This window comes from Halotia branconii CENA392 (assembly GCF_029953635.1).
Taxonomy (GTDB): Bacteria; Cyanobacteriota; Cyanobacteriia; order Cyanobacteriales; family Nostocaceae; genus Halotia; species Halotia branconii.
Genome location: NZ_CP124543.1, coordinates 5,415,526 through 5,434,141, shown reverse-complemented (window position 1 = coordinate 5,434,141; position 18,616 = coordinate 5,415,526). Strand labels below are relative to the sequence as shown.

General features: G+C 41.4%; 21 protein-coding genes. 12 read left to right on the top strand and 9 right to left on the bottom strand.

From position 1 onward, the window contains the following. Positions 1–43: 43 nt before the first annotated feature. Positions 44–295 carry a hypothetical protein gene (locus QI031_RS23850; RefSeq protein WP_281482083.1) on the bottom strand — a complete coding sequence of 84 codons (252 nt, stop codon included), beginning with the start codon at positions 293–295 and terminating at the stop codon, positions 44–46. 116 nt (positions 296–411) lie between these two features. After that, a complete protein-coding gene (locus QI031_RS23845) occupies positions 412–696 on the bottom strand; it encodes a helix-turn-helix transcriptional regulator (protein WP_281482082.1) in 285 nt (94 codons plus the stop codon). Positions 697–1,301: 605 nt separating this feature from the next. Here QI031_RS23845 and QI031_RS23840 point away from each other — a divergent pair. The 3 genes from QI031_RS23840 (at position 1,302) to QI031_RS23830 (ending at position 2,481) form a co-directional block, all read left to right on the top strand. Then, positions 1,302–1,487 carry a hypothetical protein gene (locus tag QI031_RS23840; protein WP_281482081.1) on the top strand — a complete coding sequence of 62 codons (186 nt, stop codon included), beginning with the start codon at positions 1,302–1,304 and terminating at the stop codon, positions 1,485–1,487. Positions 1,488–1,577: 90 nt separating this feature from the next. Beyond that, positions 1,578–2,246 carry a hypothetical protein gene (locus QI031_RS23835; RefSeq protein ID WP_281482080.1) on the top strand — a complete coding sequence of 223 codons (669 nt, stop codon included), beginning with the start codon at positions 1,578–1,580 and terminating at the stop codon, positions 2,244–2,246. Beyond that, positions 2,239–2,481, top strand: coding sequence for a hypothetical protein (locus tag QI031_RS23830; protein WP_281482079.1), 243 nt, complete (start codon positions 2,239–2,241; stop codon positions 2,479–2,481). Before QI031_RS23835 ends, QI031_RS23830 begins: the two co-directional genes overlap by 8 nt. Before the next feature lie 77 nt (positions 2,482–2,558). Here the strand turns inward: QI031_RS23830 and QI031_RS23825 are convergent, their stop codons facing one another. Further along, positions 2,559–2,723 (bottom strand): hypothetical protein, encoded by a 165-nt coding sequence (locus QI031_RS23825; protein WP_281482078.1) that lies wholly within the window; start codon positions 2,721–2,723, stop codon positions 2,559–2,561. 73 nt (positions 2,724–2,796) lie between these two features. Between QI031_RS23825 and QI031_RS23820 the strand changes: the two genes are divergently transcribed. From QI031_RS23820 to QI031_RS23795, 6 genes are all read left to right on the top strand, one after another. After that, the gene (locus tag QI031_RS23820; RefSeq protein ID WP_281482077.1) at positions 2,797–4,173 is read left to right on the top strand and encodes an IS110 family transposase; all 1,377 of its coding nucleotides are present in this window, start codon (positions 2,797–2,799) and stop codon (positions 4,171–4,173) included. 71 nt (positions 4,174–4,244) lie between these two features. Continuing rightward, complete coding sequence (locus tag QI031_RS23815; protein ID WP_281482076.1) at positions 4,245–4,469, top strand: hypothetical protein; 225 nt, start codon at positions 4,245–4,247, stop codon at positions 4,467–4,469. Positions 4,470–4,721: 252 nt separating this feature from the next. Beyond that, on the top strand, positions 4,722–5,522 hold the full coding sequence (locus tag QI031_RS23810) for an Rpn family recombination-promoting nuclease/putative transposase (RefSeq protein ID WP_281482075.1): 801 nt from the start codon (positions 4,722–4,724) through the stop codon (positions 5,520–5,522). A gap of 252 nt (positions 5,523–5,774) precedes the next feature. Then, complete coding sequence (gene dusB, locus QI031_RS23805) at positions 5,775–6,830, top strand: tRNA dihydrouridine synthase DusB (protein WP_281482074.1); 1,056 nt, start codon at positions 5,775–5,777, stop codon at positions 6,828–6,830. A gap of 79 nt (positions 6,831–6,909) precedes the next feature. Continuing rightward, positions 6,910–7,410, top strand: a complete 501-nt coding sequence (gene msrB / locus QI031_RS23800; protein ID WP_281482073.1) for a peptide-methionine (R)-S-oxide reductase MsrB — start codon at positions 6,910–6,912, stop codon at positions 7,408–7,410. Between the two features lie 574 nt (positions 7,411–7,984). Continuing rightward, a complete protein-coding gene (locus QI031_RS23795) occupies positions 7,985–9,307 on the top strand; it encodes an OmpP1/FadL family transporter (RefSeq protein ID WP_281482072.1) in 1,323 nt (440 codons plus the stop codon). A 2-nt stretch (positions 9,308–9,309) separates the two neighbouring features. On the opposite strand, the gene QI031_RS23790 is transcribed toward QI031_RS23795, so the two are convergent. The 3 genes from QI031_RS23790 to QI031_RS23780 form a co-directional block, all read right to left on the bottom strand. Next, positions 9,310–10,575: a dihydroorotase gene (locus tag QI031_RS23790; protein WP_281482071.1), complete on the bottom strand. Its 1,266-nt coding sequence runs from the start codon at positions 10,573–10,575 to the stop codon at positions 9,310–9,312. Between the two features lie 8 nt (positions 10,576–10,583). Continuing rightward, positions 10,584–11,936 (bottom strand): histidine phosphatase family protein, encoded by a 1,353-nt coding sequence (locus QI031_RS23785; RefSeq protein ID WP_281482070.1) that lies wholly within the window; start codon positions 11,934–11,936, stop codon positions 10,584–10,586. Positions 11,937–12,535: 599 nt separating this feature from the next. Next, positions 12,536–13,141 carry a Uma2 family endonuclease gene (locus tag QI031_RS23780; protein WP_281482069.1) on the bottom strand — a complete coding sequence of 202 codons (606 nt, stop codon included), beginning with the start codon at positions 13,139–13,141 and terminating at the stop codon, positions 12,536–12,538. Between the two features lie 462 nt (positions 13,142–13,603). Between QI031_RS23780 and QI031_RS23775 the strand changes: the two genes are divergently transcribed. Next, the gene (locus tag QI031_RS23775; protein WP_281482068.1) at positions 13,604–14,032 is read left to right on the top strand and encodes a hypothetical protein; all 429 of its coding nucleotides are present in this window, start codon (positions 13,604–13,606) and stop codon (positions 14,030–14,032) included. Between the two features lie 259 nt (positions 14,033–14,291). On the opposite strand, the gene QI031_RS23770 is transcribed toward QI031_RS23775, so the two are convergent. Both QI031_RS23770 and QI031_RS23765 read right to left on the bottom strand, forming a co-directional pair. Next, complete coding sequence (locus QI031_RS23770; protein WP_281482067.1) at positions 14,292–14,759, bottom strand: GNAT family N-acetyltransferase; 468 nt, start codon at positions 14,757–14,759, stop codon at positions 14,292–14,294. Between the two features lie 39 nt (positions 14,760–14,798). Beyond that, positions 14,799–15,275: a hypothetical protein gene (locus tag QI031_RS23765; protein ID WP_281482066.1), complete on the bottom strand. Its 477-nt coding sequence runs from the start codon at positions 15,273–15,275 to the stop codon at positions 14,799–14,801. Between the two features lie 79 nt (positions 15,276–15,354). Between QI031_RS23765 and QI031_RS23760 the strand changes: the two genes are divergently transcribed. Beyond that, positions 15,355–16,332 (top strand): aldo/keto reductase, encoded by a 978-nt coding sequence (locus QI031_RS23760; protein ID WP_281482065.1) that lies wholly within the window; start codon positions 15,355–15,357, stop codon positions 16,330–16,332. A gap of 220 nt (positions 16,333–16,552) precedes the next feature. Here QI031_RS23760 and QI031_RS23755 read toward each other — a convergent pair whose 3' ends face one another. Continuing rightward, entirely contained in the window at positions 16,553–17,368 is an 816-nt protein-coding gene (locus QI031_RS23755) for a DUF1838 domain-containing protein (RefSeq protein ID WP_281482064.1), read from the bottom strand. A gap of 216 nt (positions 17,369–17,584) precedes the next feature. Here QI031_RS23755 and QI031_RS23750 point away from each other — a divergent pair, with 216 nt between their 5' ends. Further along, positions 17,585–18,439 (top strand): DUF72 domain-containing protein, encoded by an 855-nt coding sequence (locus tag QI031_RS23750; RefSeq protein WP_281482063.1) that lies wholly within the window; start codon positions 17,585–17,587, stop codon positions 18,437–18,439. Positions 18,440–18,616: the final 177 nt, after the last annotated feature.

Genomic DNA, 18,616 nt, shown 5'->3' with positions numbered 1-18,616 from the left:
CCGCCGGAAAGTGGAATTTTAGGCGGCTATTTGCTTTTCTTTATTAGTGGCGATCGCGCCTACCGCGCTTGAGTTTAGTTCGTCTGGTGATATCTTTTAGGGACTCCAGCAGTTCGGGGTTTTCTTGAAACAGTGCTGGCAATTGATGCAATGTGAATGCTGTTATTTTTATGGCTTCGCTGGGGTTTAACTCTGGATCTACGCTGCGGATATAGTCAGTAAATCGCTCTAACTCATACATAACTAAAGTTTGAGCGTTTACCAGTTCTGAAGTCAGTGATATTTTTCGTTTCATTTGTCATTGGTCAGTTGTCAGTGGTCAGTGGCGATCGCGCTCCAAATTCAATGGCATAATCCTGATATGCGTAGTTTTGGAGCCACCCAGAGGTTGTCAGGGTGGCTTTTAGATTTTTATATCAGTGGCAATAGTGGTGTTTGTGGTGGGCCAAAGTCATCGGGTAGATCATCAAGAGATACACCCAAAGCCCGACACAATGCTTTGACTTGTGGAATTGTTAACTCTGGCTCATATTCACCTCTTTCCCATCCGCTAATAACTTGTCGGCTTAAGGTTTTTGTTCTACTTTTGTCAGGTATTCGGCTTGCTAGCTGTGCCTGGGTCAAGTTAGCCGCCTCTCTTAGAAGTTGCAAAGGAGGCATATCTTCAGGATTCGTTGGTCTTTTCTTTCTTGCCATATTTTAAGATAAAAAGCAAGCACACTTGACATAAACCAGAAAAAGCAAGTATGCTTGCTTTCGTAGACAACAGAAGACTAGCCAGAAGTTCTGGCTTTTGCGGGTCATAAGTTTGGCTAGCTTCTCTGTGTCTAAGTTTCTCATCCCAGATGTGAAGCCTAAAACCACGCTCCCCCACGCCTAAACTTTGCGTGGCCAATTCAGGAGCAAACGCCCCCGCGCCATTTGGCTTAGTTCCCCCGGCGCGGTTTCACCCTCAATCATCGGAGCTGGCTATCTAATCATCGGAGCTAGCCTTCCCGGCGCTTGCGCTTCACCAAAGCGCCTGTACAGTCATGTCCTATATATGGAGGTATAAATTTAGACGCAAATCATTACCAACATCTATGCACTTGAAATCATTAGTCGCCAGCACACCCACTGGCGGTTTCCTCCCTCACCAAACCGTCGCGTCTCTCTGTAACGTTCATTGGAGGTTATGCCTATGAAGCAATGAGATTTGAGTAAATTTGTTGTGACGTTTTTTTGAATTTATAGGTAAGCACACCAGCGCCATGCTGCTGGTACAGTTCGCGCTGGTGCTTTTTTGAGAAGGAAATTTACTAATGAATAATTACCGCGATGGAATTAGACCGTGGGCGATTTTTCAATATACGCCCGGCGGTGAGAATGTCTGCGTTGCCCGTTTGCGTACTCGCAGCGATGCCGATGCTTACGCTAGCCTCTTGCGTCAGGGAGGGGGGAGCTATCAAGTGCTTTTCGACAGGCAACCCCAGGAAGTTCAAGGATAGCAAAGCCAAAGGCGATCGCGCCAATGGGAAACGCGATCGCCTTTGTAAACCGATTCAACTACCAAGTAAAAATAAGTAATTTTTAAAAACATGACTAAACATGATACCTGGGTAAGACTCAAGCCCGGCAGTCCTTACGAGCCAGTATTAGACCTGTTCCCTAATGGCATGATTCCCATGCGTGACCCGTTCCCCCTGGAGCGAGTCACCATCAATAATGAACAGGTTGCATTGTGGATTATAGATTTTGAGCGCCTTGAGCCAAATCAAGCCAACGCTCTAGCCCAATTAATTGCCACCCGTCGAAATGGCGATGTCACCGAAGTCATGGAGGAGGCAGTTTTTCAAGGAGGTTTTGCTATGGCCTCCGGTTGGGTTGAATCTATGGAGTGCGAGGCTGAAGGTTTCCAGCGTAGCAAGGAAATCGCTGATTTTTTTGAAACTGCACCACAGCCACCATCAGCTAGGGCTTGGCGAGAATTTTATAACAGCCAGCATGACCGCTGGATCGAGGGTGACGAGCAAGCGCCACCAATCAACAGTATTGATGACATCGACCCCAGGCTACGCACTCCAGAACTAGAACAACGTTTCAAAATGCGCCAAATTGAGCAAGCGATCGCGGCTGGTGGCTACTCCGTTTTTGATGTTCTCAGCGGTCGTGCAACTGTTGATGTTCTCAATCAAATTGACCCCAATAACGAATGGTCATTAGTTGGTGATGACGACGATTTTGAAGACTCGGAAATTTATGAATAACGAAGATTTATCAAACATTCCTCAACCAGATCCAAGTTGGGATTATTACGGAACTTGGCGTTTATTACATGGCATTAAAGCAAGAATTGATGAAGCTTTAAAAATTATGAAAAACAGCGAACATTCAACTGCTGAAATTGACAAGGAAATCAAATTATCTCTTGAGATAGCCTCAGATAGGCTAATAGAAATAATTGATAACGATTTAGTTACTCACGACGATGAAACCGCCTGATGAGGCTACCTGACACAGTAGCCGAAACGGTAGGCAATGCCTACCGTCGCGGATTGTGTCCAAAGCAGTTCGCACCATTACACATTAGGAATGCGGCGTTGACTGAGAAATGCGCCCCAACAGTGAGGCGTTTGTTTGTTCAAGCGCAGCATCCCAAGTGTAATAGGTTCCCCAGTTCGTTTAGGAGTGAATCGCGCCCCTGCTTGATTGATGTGGGGCGTTAGGGTGATTCGTGCGCTCAAAGCTGGGTTTTTAACACACAACTTAAACAGTGTTGCCTCACTGTTATTGCACCCTTAAATTGTTAGCTGAACCATGACAATTGAATTAAAAGTTATCGGGATTGATGTCTCTAAATCTAGTGTCACAATTCATATTTTATCATGCTATCCAAAAGGAGGTTTAAAAGCATATTGGGAAAAAACTAGAAATAAATCATCAAGTTTATATCCAGTTTTTTACAGTAATCCTGACCCAAAAAAGAAACAGAAAAGTGCTTTTGATTTTGCTAACTTTCTTAAAGAACACAAGCCTGATATTGCTATTTTGGAGCCAACTGGCAATCATTATTCTCGACTGTGGTCAAAGATAATTGAAAGTTTAGGCATAAACATCTTGTGGGTGGGTCACATAGAGTTACGCCGTTACCGTGGCGGTAAAAATCTGCCAAATAAAAGTGATGCTGCTGATGCTTTGGCGATGGCTGCATATCCCCTTGATGGGGAACACCACACCATTGACGGAGAACTCAACCTCAAATACTTTCTCATGCACCGCCCGGAACAAATTGACCAACTACGAGAACTGTGCCAACAACTGGAACATCTCAACCGGGTACAAAACCCAATTATCAACTACGCTCGACAATTACTTGCTTGGCAGTTTCCAGAAGTTGCTCATGTCAAATCTAGAAGTACCAAAGTTGGTAATGTGCCGCCGCTTTGGGGATGGTTAGCTGAACGTCAACTGGAGGTATCGCCGCAAGCTTGGAAGATGATGAATAACAAATATGAATTATCAGCTGCCAAGCATTACGGTATTACTATTGACACCATACTTAGAACTCATGCTGATTGGTTGTGTGACATTGCTTTGGAAGAACAACGCATTGAAACTGTAATTCAACAGCTATTAGCTGAGGACTGTTTCAAAATCTATAACCAAATTTTTAGTCAGTTTGGCTTTGGTTTGCGAGTTCGTGCGCGGTTGCTAAGTCGGATCTATCCGTTTGAAGCATTTCTAGTCAATGGCAAACCACTAATTGAGTATGAGGTCAGAGAGGTAAAGCGGGTTGAGAAAATTCGCCGTGATAGTCACACGATCGTCAAACGTTCCCCTGGCGATGTTAAACGAGTCAAACGTAATCGTAGCCGGGATGCTTTTAAAATGCGCCTTGGTATGGGAACGATTTTAGAACAGTCTGGTGATGATTTAGTAGAAGTCACCAGCGGTTCAGCTTTGTGTCGAATGTCCTTTTGGCAGTATGTTCTGTGCCAAGTAGAAACAGAAAAGCTACCTGATAGCAACACCGCCGCCGCCATGCTCGATTACCGTACTAAGCTCAAAGACTTTACTGATGAGTCGGGGAGACAATTGCTCAATGGTAAACATCTGCAAGGTAAATTGATGGCTAAGGTGGCTAACCTGCTATTTAATCTATTTGTAGACGCGATCGCCACAGCGCGATCGTAAATACCTGATGCTAAACCCCACTAATAAAGTGGGGTTCCGTTGTGAATGTGACAAAAAGGGAATTTTGACTAATGACAAAATTCAATTGGGATGAATATGACTATTGTGAAGACGAATTTGAAGACGAATTTGAAGACGATGAATTTGATTGCGGGTTTATTTCTGGTGAGGGATGCCCACTGATTGGCACTGAGGACTGTGATTTTGAATGCCCTTACCGAAATAGGCTAACAAGCCATCCTGGTTTTCCGTATCTGGAGATTCTGGAGAACGAAATCATTATTCCCGCCAGGTGACGAAATGGAGATTATGCCCAACGCCCAATGCTCGGAGCTTAGTAACTTACTAGAGTGAACAAACAGGCCACAAAAGGCGCGATCGCCCTGATAATTCAGTTAAATTGCGGTTATTCAGTCAAGATGGTTTATAGTACTCCAGTACTAATAATGAAGTTTTAAACATCGCTTTTTCAATCAGTATGGGTTTTTCTCCTGAATCCCCTACACGGTACAATCACAAAGGCGCAATTTTTCAGTAATGCACCGAGCGTGAAAACAGACAGCATCTTTTATTGCCTTTTTCAAGAGTTTCCTGGCATATTTTTTGAATTAATTGGTAATCCATCCCCAACTACAGAGTCTTACAAATTCTCCTCAATCGAGATTAAGCAAACTGCATTCCGCATAGACGGCGTTTTTCTGCCGACACAAAGTGAACAAAATCCAATTTACTTTGTGGAAGTCCAATTTCAAACAGATACAGAAATTTATTCGCGTCTGTTTTCAGAAATATTTTTATACCTGCACCGAAATAAACCTAAAAACCCGTGGCAAGGAATAGTTATTTATCCTACTCGCAGTTTAGATACATCAAATATAAATAATTACAGCGAATTTTTTACTAGCCAGCGTGTTAGCCGTATCTATCTTGATGAATTAGGTGAAACTGCATCATTGCCAATTGGAATTGCTACTATTAAATTAATTGTTGAAGATGAAAATACAGCAGTTACGGTTGCTAGGGTATTAATAGACAGAACCCAGCAAGAGATTAACACAGAATCTCAAAGGAAACAGTTATTAGAGTTAATAGAGACAATTTTAGTTTATAAGTTTCCCACAATGAGTCGAAAGGAGATTGAAAGTATGTTTGGATTAAGCGATTTAAAGCAAACACGAGTTTACCAAGAAGGAAAAGAAGAGGGAAGACAGCAAGGAAAAGAAGAGGGCGCACGTCAAGCAAAGTTGAGAATGATACCTTTGCTAATGAGACTGGGATTAGGCTCAGAAGAAATAAGCAAAGAGTTAGATTTGAATTTAGAAGAAGTTCAACAACAAATGCAAAAATAACTTCAAAGTCCAAACTCAGTAAGTTGGCATAAATTCAATTATATGAAGCTAATGTAAAACTATTGTGATTGATTTTGTAGGTAAGAACTTTAGTGCTTTATTGTAAAGTTCCGTTGACATAACTGCGTCTACTGTGTAGCGTCTCGTCAAGAGGACTTAAGTCCTTACTACAAACTTAATTATATTAAGCAATAACTGTAAATATTTTTAACTGTCTCCAGCACTGACAATTTTTATTATTGAATTATTTCTATGATTTCACTGTCTCCTATTCTCCAAGCTAAACTCTCCCAACCCCTGAAAATTGGCTCATTTGAAGTAAAAAGCCGAGTTCTTCAGTCACCCTTATCAGGTGTTACAGATATGGTGTTTCGCCGCTTGGTGCGTCGTTATGCACCAGACTCGATGATGTATACAGAAATGGTAAATGCTACGGGTTTACACTATGTGAAGCAATTACCAAAAATTATGGAGGTAGATCCCAAGGAACGACCAATCAGCATTCAATTGTTTGATTGTCGCCCCGATTTTTTGGCAGAAGCAGCAGTCAAGGCCGTTGCAGAAGGTGCTGATACGGTTGATATCAATATGGGGTGTCCGGTAAACAAAATTACTAAAAATGGTGGTGGTTCTTCGTTGTTGCGTCAACCAGAAATAGCCGAGGCTATTGTCAAAGAAGTAGTAAAAGCTGTTGATGTGCCAGTAACAGTCAAAACCCGTATTGGCTGGAATGACAAGGAAATTACTATTCTTGACTTTGCCAAGCGCATGGAAAATGCTGGGGCAAAAATGATTACAATACACGGGCGTACCCGGGCTCAAGGGTACAATGGTAACGCCCGTTGGGAATGGATTGGCCGCGTCAAGGAAGTGCTTTCTATTCCAGTAATTGGTAATGGGGATATTTTTTCGGTTGCAGCAGCTGTGAAATGTTTAGAACAAACTGGTGCTGATGGCGTGATGTGTTCTCGTGGGACTTTGGGTTATCCTTTTTTGGTGGGAGAAATTGACCACTTTTTGAAAACAGGAGAAATATTACAGCCACCAACTCCGATTCAGCGGTTGGAATGTGCTAGAGATCATTTACAAGCTTTATGGGAATATAAAGGCGATCGCGGTGTACGTCAAGCCCGCAAACACATGACTTGGTACGCAAAAGGTTTTGTCGGTGCTGCCGAATTACGTGGACAATTGAGTTTAATTGAAACAGTACAACAAGGCTTAGATTTGATAGATAAAGCAATTGAGCAGCTAGCTAATGGCTTTGAGCCTGAAGAAGAGATAGAATCTGACTTGGCTTTTGTTTAACAAAGTTACTTGAGATTGTGAGGTTTCCTCTACCTACGAAACTTCGAGAGGAGTATTACGATTTTGTAATAATAGATATATGAACAAACGCTATTTTTTAGAAGCTAGCGCAGCATTAGTTGGCACAGCTTTGTTATCACAATATATCAGCAACAATCAAAGGTCAAAAATTATGGCAGCATCTAACACTGAATTTGAAGTTACTAAACCTGAGGAAGAATGGCGCACAATTCTAACGCCAGAACAATTTAAGGTTTTGCGGAAACACGGTACAGAACGTGCTTTTAGTAGTCCATTGGATAAGGAATATAACAAAGGTACTTTTGTGTGTGCAGCCTGTGAATTACCACTATTTACATCTGACACCAAATTTAATAGTGGCACTGGCTGGCCGAGTTTTTTCCAACCAATTGTAGGGGCAATTGACACTACTGTAGACAAGTCGTTGTTTATGACCAGAACTGAAGTGCATTGTCATCGTTGCGGTGGACATTTAGGACATGTGTTTGACGATGGCCCTGCACCCACAGGTAAACGCTATTGCATGAATGGTGTAGCGATGGAGTTTATTCCTGCTTGAGGAATGACGAAAAGCGCACCTGCAATTTAAATCATCATTAGAAACATAAAACCCCCGTAATTCAGCCACATCTCGAAGTCATATTTGGGGTGTGGTTAATTATTTTTTCAGGAACAGAGATTTCTAAGAAATAAATTATCCAAATGAATAAACCACAGAGGCAAGGCAGCGCGGTCTTGGGGAGCCAGTCCGTTGCGGGGGTTCCCCCCGTTGAAGAAACTGGCGTGGTTTCCCCCATGAGCGACTGCCGCACAAAGAACACAGAGAGAGGACAAATACAGGAGGTTTTTGCGTTAGTTTTGGGATATTTTTTTATTTTTAGGACTTACGCAAAACTAACGCAATTTCGTCATTACAAGCGATAGCGACGTAATCGCAAAAATCCTGCGATTGCTTCCCTACACTTCGTTCCGGTCGCAATGACGATTTGGGCTTGCGTAAGTCCTGATTTTAAAGTCCCATACCATTAATACCCATCTAATTGCTTCAATGACTATGTATTAAGCACATCTTCGGAGAAAATAAGTATAACCACTTAAAACACAAGCATAAGATCAGGTTTTAAAAACGTCAGATGAAGCAATTACGGATTAACTTATCGCTGATACCAATACTAACGGTATTGACAGTAGGTACTATGCCAAACTTAGTATTAGCTGGAGGATTTGCACTGAATGAACAAAGTGTAAAAGGACTGGGAAACGCTTTCGCCGGGAGTGCAGCTACCGCTGATGATGCTAGTACCATTTTTTTTAATCCTGCCGGGTTAACTCGTTTAACAGACGATTCTATTGTTGGGGCTGGCTATGTAATTTTCCCCACTGTGAGTTTTCAAAACCAAGGCTCTACGGTGGCTACAGGTGCGCCATTGTCAGGTGGGAATGGAGGTGAGGCAGGTGTTGATATTGCTGTGCCTAACTTTTACGCTGCTTGGAGTCTTTCTGATACGGTAAAAGCTGGTATTGGCATCAATGTTCCTTTTGGGTTGGCTACTACATACAATCGTGATTGGGTTGGGCGTTACCAAGCGGTGGAGTCGAAGCTAGCTACTATTAATATTAACCCGACCTTAGCGGCTAAATTATCTGATAACTTTTCTGTAGGCGCGGGTCTAAATGTACAATATGCCGAGGCAACGCTTTCTAATGCCATCGACTTTGGTTTAATTGGTCGGAGTGTTGGCTTACCTACCCAACCTCAACAAGCAGATGGTTTTGTGAAAGTCACTGGCTCTGATTGGAGTGTGGGTTATAACTTGGGGGTAATGTATGAACCGAGCAAAAGTACCCGTATTGGTTTAAGTTACCGTTCTCCAATTACTCAAGATATTAGGGGAAATGCAGACTTTACAGTACCAGCAAGTGCGAGGGCGCTAACAGCAAGAGGACAGTTTACAGATACAGGTGCTAGCGCTGTTGTGAAACTCCCAGATACACTTTCTTTAGCTATTTACCAAGAACTTAACCCCCGTGTTTCCCTAGTTGGTGATGTAACCTGGACACACTGGAGCCGATTTCAAGAATTACGAGTTAAGTTTGACAACCCAGCCCAAGCAGATAGTGTACAGCCAGAAAATTGGGATGATACCTACCGTTTTGGGCTTGGGGTAAACTACGCTGTGAACGATCGTCTAACACTACGAACTGGTGTTACTTACGATCCTAGCCCGATTAGTGATGAATTTGTTACTGCCCGATTGCCTGGTGGCGATCGCACCTTGGTAGGAATTGGAGCTAGTTACCAGCCTTCTAAATCACTGAGTTTTGATGTAGGTTACACTCATGTTTTTGCTGAAGATAGCCCTATTAATCAGTCTGGCTCCACTACGGGGACACTGAAGGGGAAATTTGCCAGCGAAGTGGATATCATCGGTGTACAACTGAATTGGCAATTTTAGAACTAACACCAAATTCGCACAACACGACCTTTTAATTCTTGTCCTAGCCAAGGTGTATTACTAGAAAGCGTATAAAGATTTTTTCTTTCCACTTTCCAGTTAACTTGAGGATCAAATAAAGTCAATTCGGCGGGTTGATTAGCTGCGATCGCACTTGTTTTCTGTTGTAAGCACTTGGCTGGGTTAGTACTTAGAGCTTGCCATAATTCTAAAGCTGTAAATTCTTCTGTGGCTACGAGATTTTGCCATAAAAGAGGTAATGCTAACTCTAAACCAATTGCTCCTGGGGGTGCTTCGGCAAAAGCTTGGACTTTTTCTTCATAAGTATAAGGTGCATGGTCAATGGCGATCGCATCTATAACCCCAGTCCGTACAGCTTCACGCAATGCTTTGACATCACTGGAATTACCTAAGGGCGGATCTAAATGTAAGCTGGTGTTGTAACTTTTAACAGCTTTTGTATCCAACAATAAATGCATCCAAGTAGTACTGGCGGTAATTGGTAAACCAGCAGCCTTGGCTGAAGCGATTAATTCCACACTACGAGCGGTGGAAACACGCATAATATGTACTGGCGTACCTATAGCGACGACTAACTCTAACAAAGCTGCGATCGCGGTAGTTTCAGCACTGGCGGGTATGGGTGGTAAACCGAACCGTAACGCATCTGTGCCTTCTCGCATGACTCCATTAGCAATGAGTTGGCGATCGCAAGGCCAAAATGCTACTGGTACCTCTAAAGGTTGGAGATATTCTAGTACCCGTCGCACCAACCCTAAATTTTCCCAAGGTTTACCATCACTAAAACCGACAACTCCAGCCGCAGCTAAATCTGCTAACTCCGTCATCTGCTTTCCAGCCACATCTAAGGTGATAGCACCCCAAATATGAAGTAGGGGAGCAGCATATAAGCTCTCCCCTACTATTCTCTGTTTTTGCAACTGTGCTACAAGTGCCGGGTGATCAATGGACGGAGATGTATCGGGTAAAATGCCAACTCTGGTAAAGCCTCCAGTTGCCGCAGCTTGTAACAAAGATAACAATGTTTCTCGTTCTTCAAACCCTGGTTCGCCGGAGTGACTATACAAATCTACTAATCCAGAACCAAGAACTAATCCCTGACAATTTCTAATTTGAGTATCAGGACTGATTTGGGAAATGTGCGCGGCGACGGCTTGAATAATCCCATCAGAAATTAGCACATCAGCTAATTTGTCAGTTCCAGAAATTGGATCAATTACCCGTACTTGTTGTAGCAATTCAACCATAACCGTATTTATAATGCCCCAGCTGCCGTTTTATCTAATACACCTCCACTCAAATGACTGGTGATATTCATTGCTTGCAGTACTGGTAAACCATTTAATCCACAGGGGTAATCAATCACACTGACTGCACCATTACCCTGACGGAAATTCCAGAAATTTTCTGTTGACAAACCTAAAACATGACACAGTAAAGTTTTATTTGTAGCATCGTGAGCTACTATCAATCCGGTTTTGAGTTGATTTGCTAATGCTGTTTGCACAATCAACTGCCAAGTTTCCACACTACGCTCCCACACTTGCTGCAAATTTTCTCCTTCAGGCATTTGTACTGCTCCTGGCTGTGTTCGCCAGCGCTCTAACTCTCCGGGAAATTCTTGTTCTATTTCTGCTTCTAATTTTCCTTCCCAAAGTCCGTGACTGATTTCTCTCAAACCATCTTGTAATTCCAACTTTACACTAGGATGATGACTTAAGATAATCTCTGCTGTTTCTTTAGGACGCAGCATTGTACTACTAACGGCAAAATCAATTGGTAAATTTTGCAGAAATTCACTTGCTTTTTGTGCTTGTTTGCGGCCATTCTCGTTGAGAGGAACGTCAATTTGACCTTGAAATCTAGTCTGACGATTCCACTCAGTTTCTCCATGACGCACCAACAATAATCGCACACCTTGATGATCTGGCCGCAACGAGGGTAGGATATCTCCCATGTGTTGCGTTTGATTCATCGACTCTAGTTGAACTGCTTGTGTTAATCCCCCAGCAAAATTTAAGACAGTGATTCCACAGTTAGATTGCTGTATGCAATGGTAGCGACTTGGGGAAATACCTAACGCTGTACTAATCAAAGCGCGATTAATACCGTTATGCCCAACTATCAGAATGGTTTCGCCATGATGACGAGATAAAGTTTCTTGCCAAAATTGCTGCGCCTGTGCATACAAAACGAGTACAGGGAAATGTTCTTTTTTTCCTTCAGCATCATTAATTAACATCCGCAATTCGTGAGGACGTTCTTTCCAGGTGCGGTAGTCTTCGGCAAATTTCTGTTTAACATCAGCAGAGAGCATTTCTGCCCATAAAGGCAGGTCAATTTCTAGTAAATTATCCGAAACTTGGGGAATAGGCGACTGTGCAGAATCAATTTCTAACTGACTATGGATAATATCTGCTGTCTGTTTAGCTCTTTGGAGAGGACTGCTGTAAATTGCATTAAATGAAATACTACTGAGGGCTTTGCCTACTTTAGTGGCATCGTCACGACCTTTTTGTGTCAATCTAGACACATCAGTACGCCCTTGGATACGCCGTTCGGTGTTATAGGTACTTTGACCGTGACGCACAATGATGACACGAGCCATCTGTTTTGCCCTCCTCTATCTAAAGGACTAATTTTACTGCAAACTGTTAACAGAATTATTTTTTTAGATAGATTTAGCAAGCTCTTGTAAGTTTATTATGACGTTTGAGCTTTAACAGCAGCCTCGCACTCTATGCAAAGCATGAGCGTCAATTTTCAAAACTTGGTATAAATGGCGGTGCAGAAAAAACCTCTAAATAACTCCAATTTAAAGCAGGGGGCAGGGGGAGAAAGAATTTAAATCTTAATTTACTTTTATTCACATAGCTTGATTTTATTTCACCGACTTACTTAAAGCTAGATTTTTCATGGAAACTCGGTTAAGTGCGATCGCAGAGGGAGCATCCCACTTTTTTGAACGTCATTGCGAACGTAACGAAGTGGAGTGAAGCAATCGCAAAATCTCTGACTACAAACAAGTCAATACGATTGCTTCGTCGTTCCTCCTCGCAATGACACTTATTCTCTTGTTGTCAAATAAAAACTGGGATGCACCCGATCGCAGATTACGCAATGATGAGCGAATAATATCATACTGAGCTAATCAAAAATGCTTGTAGTTAAGACTGAAGTCGTGATTCGATTTTGTGAGAAATTAGTTTAACGAGGTAAAATATCACTTAGACAAAGTTGCAGATGTGGCAAAAGTGGTGAATTGATTGATTGGTTGAGTCGATATTGTTGTTGAGTATAGATATCTTCATTTAGTTGACAAACAGTAAAAGTAGGTTGTTTGGGTTTACCAATAAATGCCACTCCACCTAATCCTCGATAATCTACAATCCAATATTCAGGAATACCTAAAAGCGCATATTCCTCAACCTTGCGAGCATAATCAGTCTCCCAGTTAGTGCTAACAACTTCAACCACTAATTTAATTGAGCGCCCTAGAGTAATTATGGGTTCTCGTTCCCAGAGAGGTTCACGCTCAAGAACGGTTTCATCAAGAACTACCACATCAGGACGACGAACTGTAACTGTATCTGCGAGAGGGTAAATTAAACAAGTACGAGGAATAAACCAGGGAAGTTTTTCAGCAACAAGGTAGATACCGATTTGAGTTGCAAGTTTGCCACTCACTGTTTCATGAGGGCCAGTGGGCTCCATGTCAATTAATTCTCCGTCTGCCAATTCATAGCGGGGATTGTCTCGGTATTGAGTCAGAAAGTTTTCAAGGCTGAGTGTTTTTGGGGAGATATATGTCATTGAATTAATCTCCTTTTATCACAAAAAGTAGTATTTTTTTATTTATCAATTATATAGCTCCAGATTTTCGTCTAAAGGACTATTTGCTTTCTCATTTTAGTATTTTACGTAAACAAACTGCCGTTTGCTTGCTCATTTTATTTAAATACTTTCTAATTTCAGTAGATCACGTATTCATTTTAGTATTTTCCGCAAACAAAATGCTGTTTGCTTGCTCATTTTGTTTAAATACTTTCTAATTTCGGTAGATCGCGTATTCATTTTAGTATTTTCCGCAAGCAAACGGCAGTTTACTTGCTTATTTTGCTTAAATACCTTCTAATTTCAGTAATTTTAACACTCAGAAAAACTATTGTTATGTAGCAAAAGAAATTCTACATTTGCTGAAATTTTCTCAGGCTGATTGATTGATCAATTTTTTAAAGTAAAGAATATTAATCGTATTGTGTTACAAGGTATACTATGGCTCGTAGAAAAAGAACTTCTCCGGTGTTACAAAAATCAGTGCGCCGTGCCGCTGGTATTAATTCAATTGATCCAAAATTAGATTTAGGCAATGGACTCTCTTTATTTGCCTTTTCAGCTTTAATTGAAGCAATGAGAACTCAAGAAAATGCATACAATACTGCTCTTTCTAACTTGGATAAGTTGTATCATGAAATGTTAGAAAAAGAGCGCGAACTAGCAGATATGACAGAACATATATTGTTGGGAGTTGCGACTCGATATGGCAAAAGTAGTGTGGAGTATGGCATGGCTGGAGGAGTTCCTAAAAACCAGCGTCGCCGGAGACAGCAAAGCGAGTCGTCAACTTCTAGTTCTAAGCAACCGTCATTTGTTTACAGTGTAAACAATAACGGAAATGGCAATAAACCAGCAGCGACAAGCTAAAGAGAGAATTAGGGGGTAGAGGACAGGAAAGAAGAAATAGAAATGTACTGAATTTTTTGCAAAAATTAAATATAAATTAGGACGTTTTGAGAGCGCGAATGTCAGGAAGTAATGTTTTTATACCATTTCATTAAATATTTAAAACAGATGATTGGTCTTTAATTCTTTCCTCCTGCCCCCTGCTCCCCTGCTGCCTATTTGTATCAATTTTAAAGTGAAACGGTATTACCTCCTGCTTTTTACCCTCTGCCATGATCAACTACGGAACCCATCGTAAAAAACACCGATTACCTTGCTGTTCGGTAATTTTTGCACCCAAGCGATAATAAAAACTCAGTCCACGGGTATTTCGAGCGTCAGCATTCCAAGCAAGATGAGTACAATCATTTTCTTTAGCAATTTGAGCGAGTCGAGCCATTAATGCTGTTCCTGCGCCTTGACTCCTTGCATTTTGATCAACATATAAATCATCAAGCCAGATACTTGGCTGACCTACAAATGATGAGTACCTAAATCCATACAAAGCAAACCCAATCTCACGCTCTAAAGACTGTGCAAATAAAACGTGGGCAAAAGGAGTTGTTTTAAAAATTGTCTGGCGGATTTTTTCTTCAGATACTTGCAACCCTCCAGAAAATGCACCAATGTTTCGATCAAATTCTGATTTCTTTTGAATAAATGAGAAGATTAACAAGACATCATCAACAGTAGCAGGTCTGACTTGCATTAATTAATCTGCGATCGCTTCACAATTTTCTCATACAGTTTAATGTGTTTGGGGTATTTGCATAACATTTATCTCGTTGTTTGGAGGACAATAAATACTGTTACCAAAAGCATCGCCAGTTTCTGCATCAATTACCCGCACAATTTTGGCGTTATCAGTGCAGACGCTTCTACCTCTAGACATTCTCAACTCACCGACAACAAAACCAGTTACTATCCACACCATTCGATCATTAGAAATTGAAGATTTATATAATCCTGTTTGGGCTGCAAAATCGGAATAGGTTGTGAGTTTTGCTTCTGTTATTCGCATATTGCTAGAATTTTTGATCGCACTTTCAATCGAAATCAAGCGACTTGCTGATAGTTTATTATTTGCAGGGTAGATTTGTACTCCTGAATTTGTTGGCTTTTTTATCTGTACTGGTTGAGCTGTGGCTGTCTGCACTAGCAATAAATTAGTAGTGCTAGCAAATACAAAAGCAGATAATAAAGTTATTGTAAAAATATTAGCCATAGTGTGAATGCACTGGATAATGCTCAGAATTGCCTCCCATTTTATTGGGAATTTACCAAAAAGCCTATAGTTAAAATATATGCATATTAACGAATTATCCCTTCCTAGCATGGGTTGTGGGACTTGGGCATGGGGAAACAAACTGCTGTGGGGATATAAAGAAAGCATGGACGACCAGTTGCAAGCTGTCTTTAACCTTTGTGTAAGTAACGGTGTGACTTTATTTGATACAGGCGACTCTTACGGAACAGGGAGATTAAACGGCCGCAGCGAGTTACTTCTAGGAAGATTTTCTAGAGAATATCAAGGCGTAAATCAAGAAAATATTTGTATTGCTACTAAACTTGCTGCTTACCCTTGGAGATGGACACGCCAATCAATGGTCAAAGCTTGCCATGCTTCCGCCAAACGCTTAAGAAGCAAGGTAGATTTGGTACAGATGCATTGGTCAACGGCAAATTATGCTCCTTGGCAAGAAGTAGGGCTATTGGATGGTCTAGCAGATTTGTATGAACAAGGACAAGTTAAGGGAGTAGGACTATCTAATTACGGCCCTCAACAACTGCAACGTGTACATCAAAAATTTGCGGCGCGAGGAGTACCGATTAAGACTTTGCAAGTTCAGTATTCCCTACTATCTACATATCCTGTGACTCAACTAGGATTAAAAGATGTTTGCGATCAGCTAGGAATTAAACTAATTGCTTACAGTCCTTTAGCTTTGGGAATATTAACAGGAAAATATTCCGAGAAACACACTTTTCCTAAAGGTATCCGGGGTTTATTATTTAGACAGCTATTACCAGGAGTGCGATCGCTTTTAGCATGTTTACAAGATGTGGCAGAATCTAGAAACAAAACCATGTCACAAGTAGCAATTAATTGGTGTATTTGTAAAGGAACAATTCCCATACCTGGAGCTAAATCAGTGCAACAGGCACAGGAAAATATTGGCGCTTTGGGTTGGCAGTTAGACTCTAATGAAATTGCAGCTTTAGATCAAGCGGCTGCAAGCACAGATAAAGTCATGGTACAAAACATTTTTCAGACGAAGTAAGAAAAGGGGCTAGGGATTAGGGATTAGGGGCTAGGGATTAGTGTTTTTTGCCAAATGCGTGTTACGTCTATCCGATTTCCCCCTGCTCCCTGCCCCCTGCTCCCTGCCCCCTGCTCCCTGCCCCCTGCTCCCTGCCCCCTGCTCCCTGCTCCCTGCTCCCTGCTCCCCTGCCCCCTGCCCCCCTGCGGCCTCAATGATAAGTCTTTCACCAGACACGATATTATTCCTCCGCTACGGGAAGGGGAAAGATTTCTCCAGCTAAGTAAGCCTGAAAGTGCTTTTGGAAGTACAACCAAGAGGTCATATCTTCTCCTTCTTCTATGTATGCTTTGGGAGCTTGTTTGTATAAAGGAATGCGGTGATTAATTTCGTCTTGAAGAAACTGGGGTAATTCTGTTAAACCGCTGATTTTACTTCCAAAGGCACTATAGATTAGATTACCAGGGCGATCGCCCATTTTCATCCAAGGAAGCCACTGACCAATTCTATCCCAACTAAGTTTAAGTTGAGAAACTGAGGAAATTTTGGGGTTGTTTAAATCTGCGGTTGGGACTGTGAGTTTAAATAATTCTGCTGCTTGATAAGTTGGAAATGGACTGTAAGCAGCAAATTTTGGATCTTCTGCTAAGGGATTAGGGTAAGTAGGAAAAATATCAAAAACAAAAGTTGTGGCATCTCCTTCTACTTGTGCAGGAAATTTACCTCCAAATTTACCTTGCACAGGATTATTGGCAACGTGTAATACTGGTAATGTCTCGCCTGTCCAAGGATTTTCCCATTTTTGCAGAGTCTTATTTGTCTGTGGGTCAAGGTAGTAAGTCAGTTCCCTAGAAGTAAAATTCCAGCTACCTTCTTCTATAAGAATGCACCTACTAACGCTTAATCCCACCATTCTAAAGAGGAGTTGTCTTTTTTCACCGGGGATAAAGCTGTAAATTTTACCCGTCCAAATCAAAAATGTGGATTGGGTAGAATCAAGAGAAGAACGAGTTTTCACCCATTTTTCAGCACCTAATTCTTGGATTTGGGCAACCATTGACAATATCCTTAAGTATGTTCGTTCAGCTACCAATCTACACTTTAAACTTCTAGAAGTACTACTAGAACTGATTTTCTCCAAATAATGCTCCACTAAAAATAATAAAAAGACTAAAGTCCTTACTACTAACTTATCGAACTGTACAATTGAGGATGAGACATCAAAGCTGTTTAATACTTTGAGTTGCTCACTGAATTTTTTATGTAGATGCTTGTGAACTTTTTTATCGGATGTGCAGTTTGGGCATATAAAGGTTGGGTAGGTGAACTTTATCCCCAAGGGACTCGTGCTACCGAATTTCTCTGTCTCTACAGCCGCCGCTTCACTACAGTTGAAGGTAATACCACTTTTTACGCAGTACCTAACCAAGAAACTATCACTCGTTGGGCATCTGAAACACCACCAGAGTTTAAATTTTGCCTAAAATTGTCACGGGATATCACCCATAAGGGATTATTACAGCCTCATATTCCTGCTGCTTTAAAATTTTTAGAAGTGATGTGCCCTTTGGGTGAACATCTAGGCCCCATATTTGCTCAATTACCGCCTAGTTATACCCCTGTATTACTGGAAGATTTGACTGCCTTTTTGGAAGCTTGGCCACGTCAAGAAGTACCACTAGCACTAGAAGTTAGGCATCGTGATTGGTTTAGTGAACCTCATATTAGTAATTTGACAGCACTCTTAGAAAACTTAGGTGTGGGACGGGTAATATTAGACTCGCGTCCGATTTATATTGGAAATGATGACCCCCAGTTAAAATCGGAACGTCGCAAACCGAAAGTACCAGTACAATTTAGTATCACAGCACCTTTCAGCTTGATTCGGTTTATTTCTCATCCAGATTTACCTGTGAATCAGCCTTTTATGGAAGAGTGGGTAACACAGATTCAACAGTGGTTACAGACAGGAACGCAAATCTATTTATTTATTCATTGTCCTTTAGAAGAGCGATCGCCTAGCACAGCGCGTTACTTTCAACACTTGTTAGAACAGAGTGGTCTAGTAGTTCCGCCTCTACCTTGGAATAACCTTGACAATCTCCCCAATCAGCTTAGTTTATGGTAAAGATAGCAAAAAACAGGTCTTAATAGTAAACAGTGATAACTGATAACCGATAAGTACTTAAGCATAATTAATTACACAGATTGTTTCTCTGTTCACTCTCTCCACAAATGAATTTAATTTTGCACGACTACTTAACTGATTTGATCGCATTGGAATATAACTTTCAGAAAAATATTG

Coding starts and splice junctions, on each gene's coding strand:
- QI031_RS23840 (WP_281482081.1), top strand. CDS start 1,302: ATGAATAATTACCGCGATGGAATTAGACCGTGGGCGATTTTTCAATAT.
- dusB (WP_281482074.1), top strand. CDS start 5,775: ATGATTTCACTGTCTCCTATTCTCCAAGCTAAACTCTCCCAACCCCTG.
- QI031_RS23845 (WP_281482082.1), bottom strand. CDS start 696: ATGGCAAGAAAGAAAAGACCAACGAATCCTGAAGATATGCCTCCTTTG.
- QI031_RS23780 (WP_281482069.1), bottom strand. CDS start 13,141: ATGACATATATCTCCCCAAAAACACTCAGCCTTGAAAACTTTCTGACT.
- QI031_RS23770 (WP_281482067.1), bottom strand. CDS start 14,759: ATGCAAGTCAGACCTGCTACTGTTGATGATGTCTTGTTAATCTTCTCA.
- msrB (WP_281482073.1), top strand. CDS start 6,910: ATGAACAAACGCTATTTTTTAGAAGCTAGCGCAGCATTAGTTGGCACA.
- QI031_RS23815 (WP_281482076.1), top strand. CDS start 4,245: ATGACAAAATTCAATTGGGATGAATATGACTATTGTGAAGACGAATTT.
- QI031_RS23835 (WP_281482080.1), top strand. CDS start 1,578: ATGACTAAACATGATACCTGGGTAAGACTCAAGCCCGGCAGTCCTTAC.
- QI031_RS23755 (WP_281482064.1), bottom strand. CDS start 17,368: ATGGTTGCCCAAATCCAAGAATTAGGTGCTGAAAAATGGGTGAAAACT.
- QI031_RS23820 (WP_281482077.1), top strand. CDS start 2,797: ATGACAATTGAATTAAAAGTTATCGGGATTGATGTCTCTAAATCTAGT.
- QI031_RS23795 (WP_281482072.1), top strand. CDS start 7,985: ATGAAGCAATTACGGATTAACTTATCGCTGATACCAATACTAACGGTA.
- QI031_RS23775 (WP_281482068.1), top strand. CDS start 13,604: ATGGCTCGTAGAAAAAGAACTTCTCCGGTGTTACAAAAATCAGTGCGC.
- QI031_RS23830 (WP_281482079.1), top strand. CDS start 2,239: ATGAATAACGAAGATTTATCAAACATTCCTCAACCAGATCCAAGTTGG.
- QI031_RS23765 (WP_281482066.1), bottom strand. CDS start 15,275: ATGGCTAATATTTTTACAATAACTTTATTATCTGCTTTTGTATTTGCT.
- QI031_RS23760 (WP_281482065.1), top strand. CDS start 15,355: ATGCATATTAACGAATTATCCCTTCCTAGCATGGGTTGTGGGACTTGG.
- QI031_RS23785 (WP_281482070.1), bottom strand. CDS start 11,936: ATGGCTCGTGTCATCATTGTGCGTCACGGTCAAAGTACCTATAACACC.
- QI031_RS23850 (WP_281482083.1), bottom strand. CDS start 295: ATGAAACGAAAAATATCACTGACTTCAGAACTGGTAAACGCTCAAACT.
- QI031_RS23790 (WP_281482071.1), bottom strand. CDS start 10,575: ATGGTTGAATTGCTACAACAAGTACGGGTAATTGATCCAATTTCTGGA.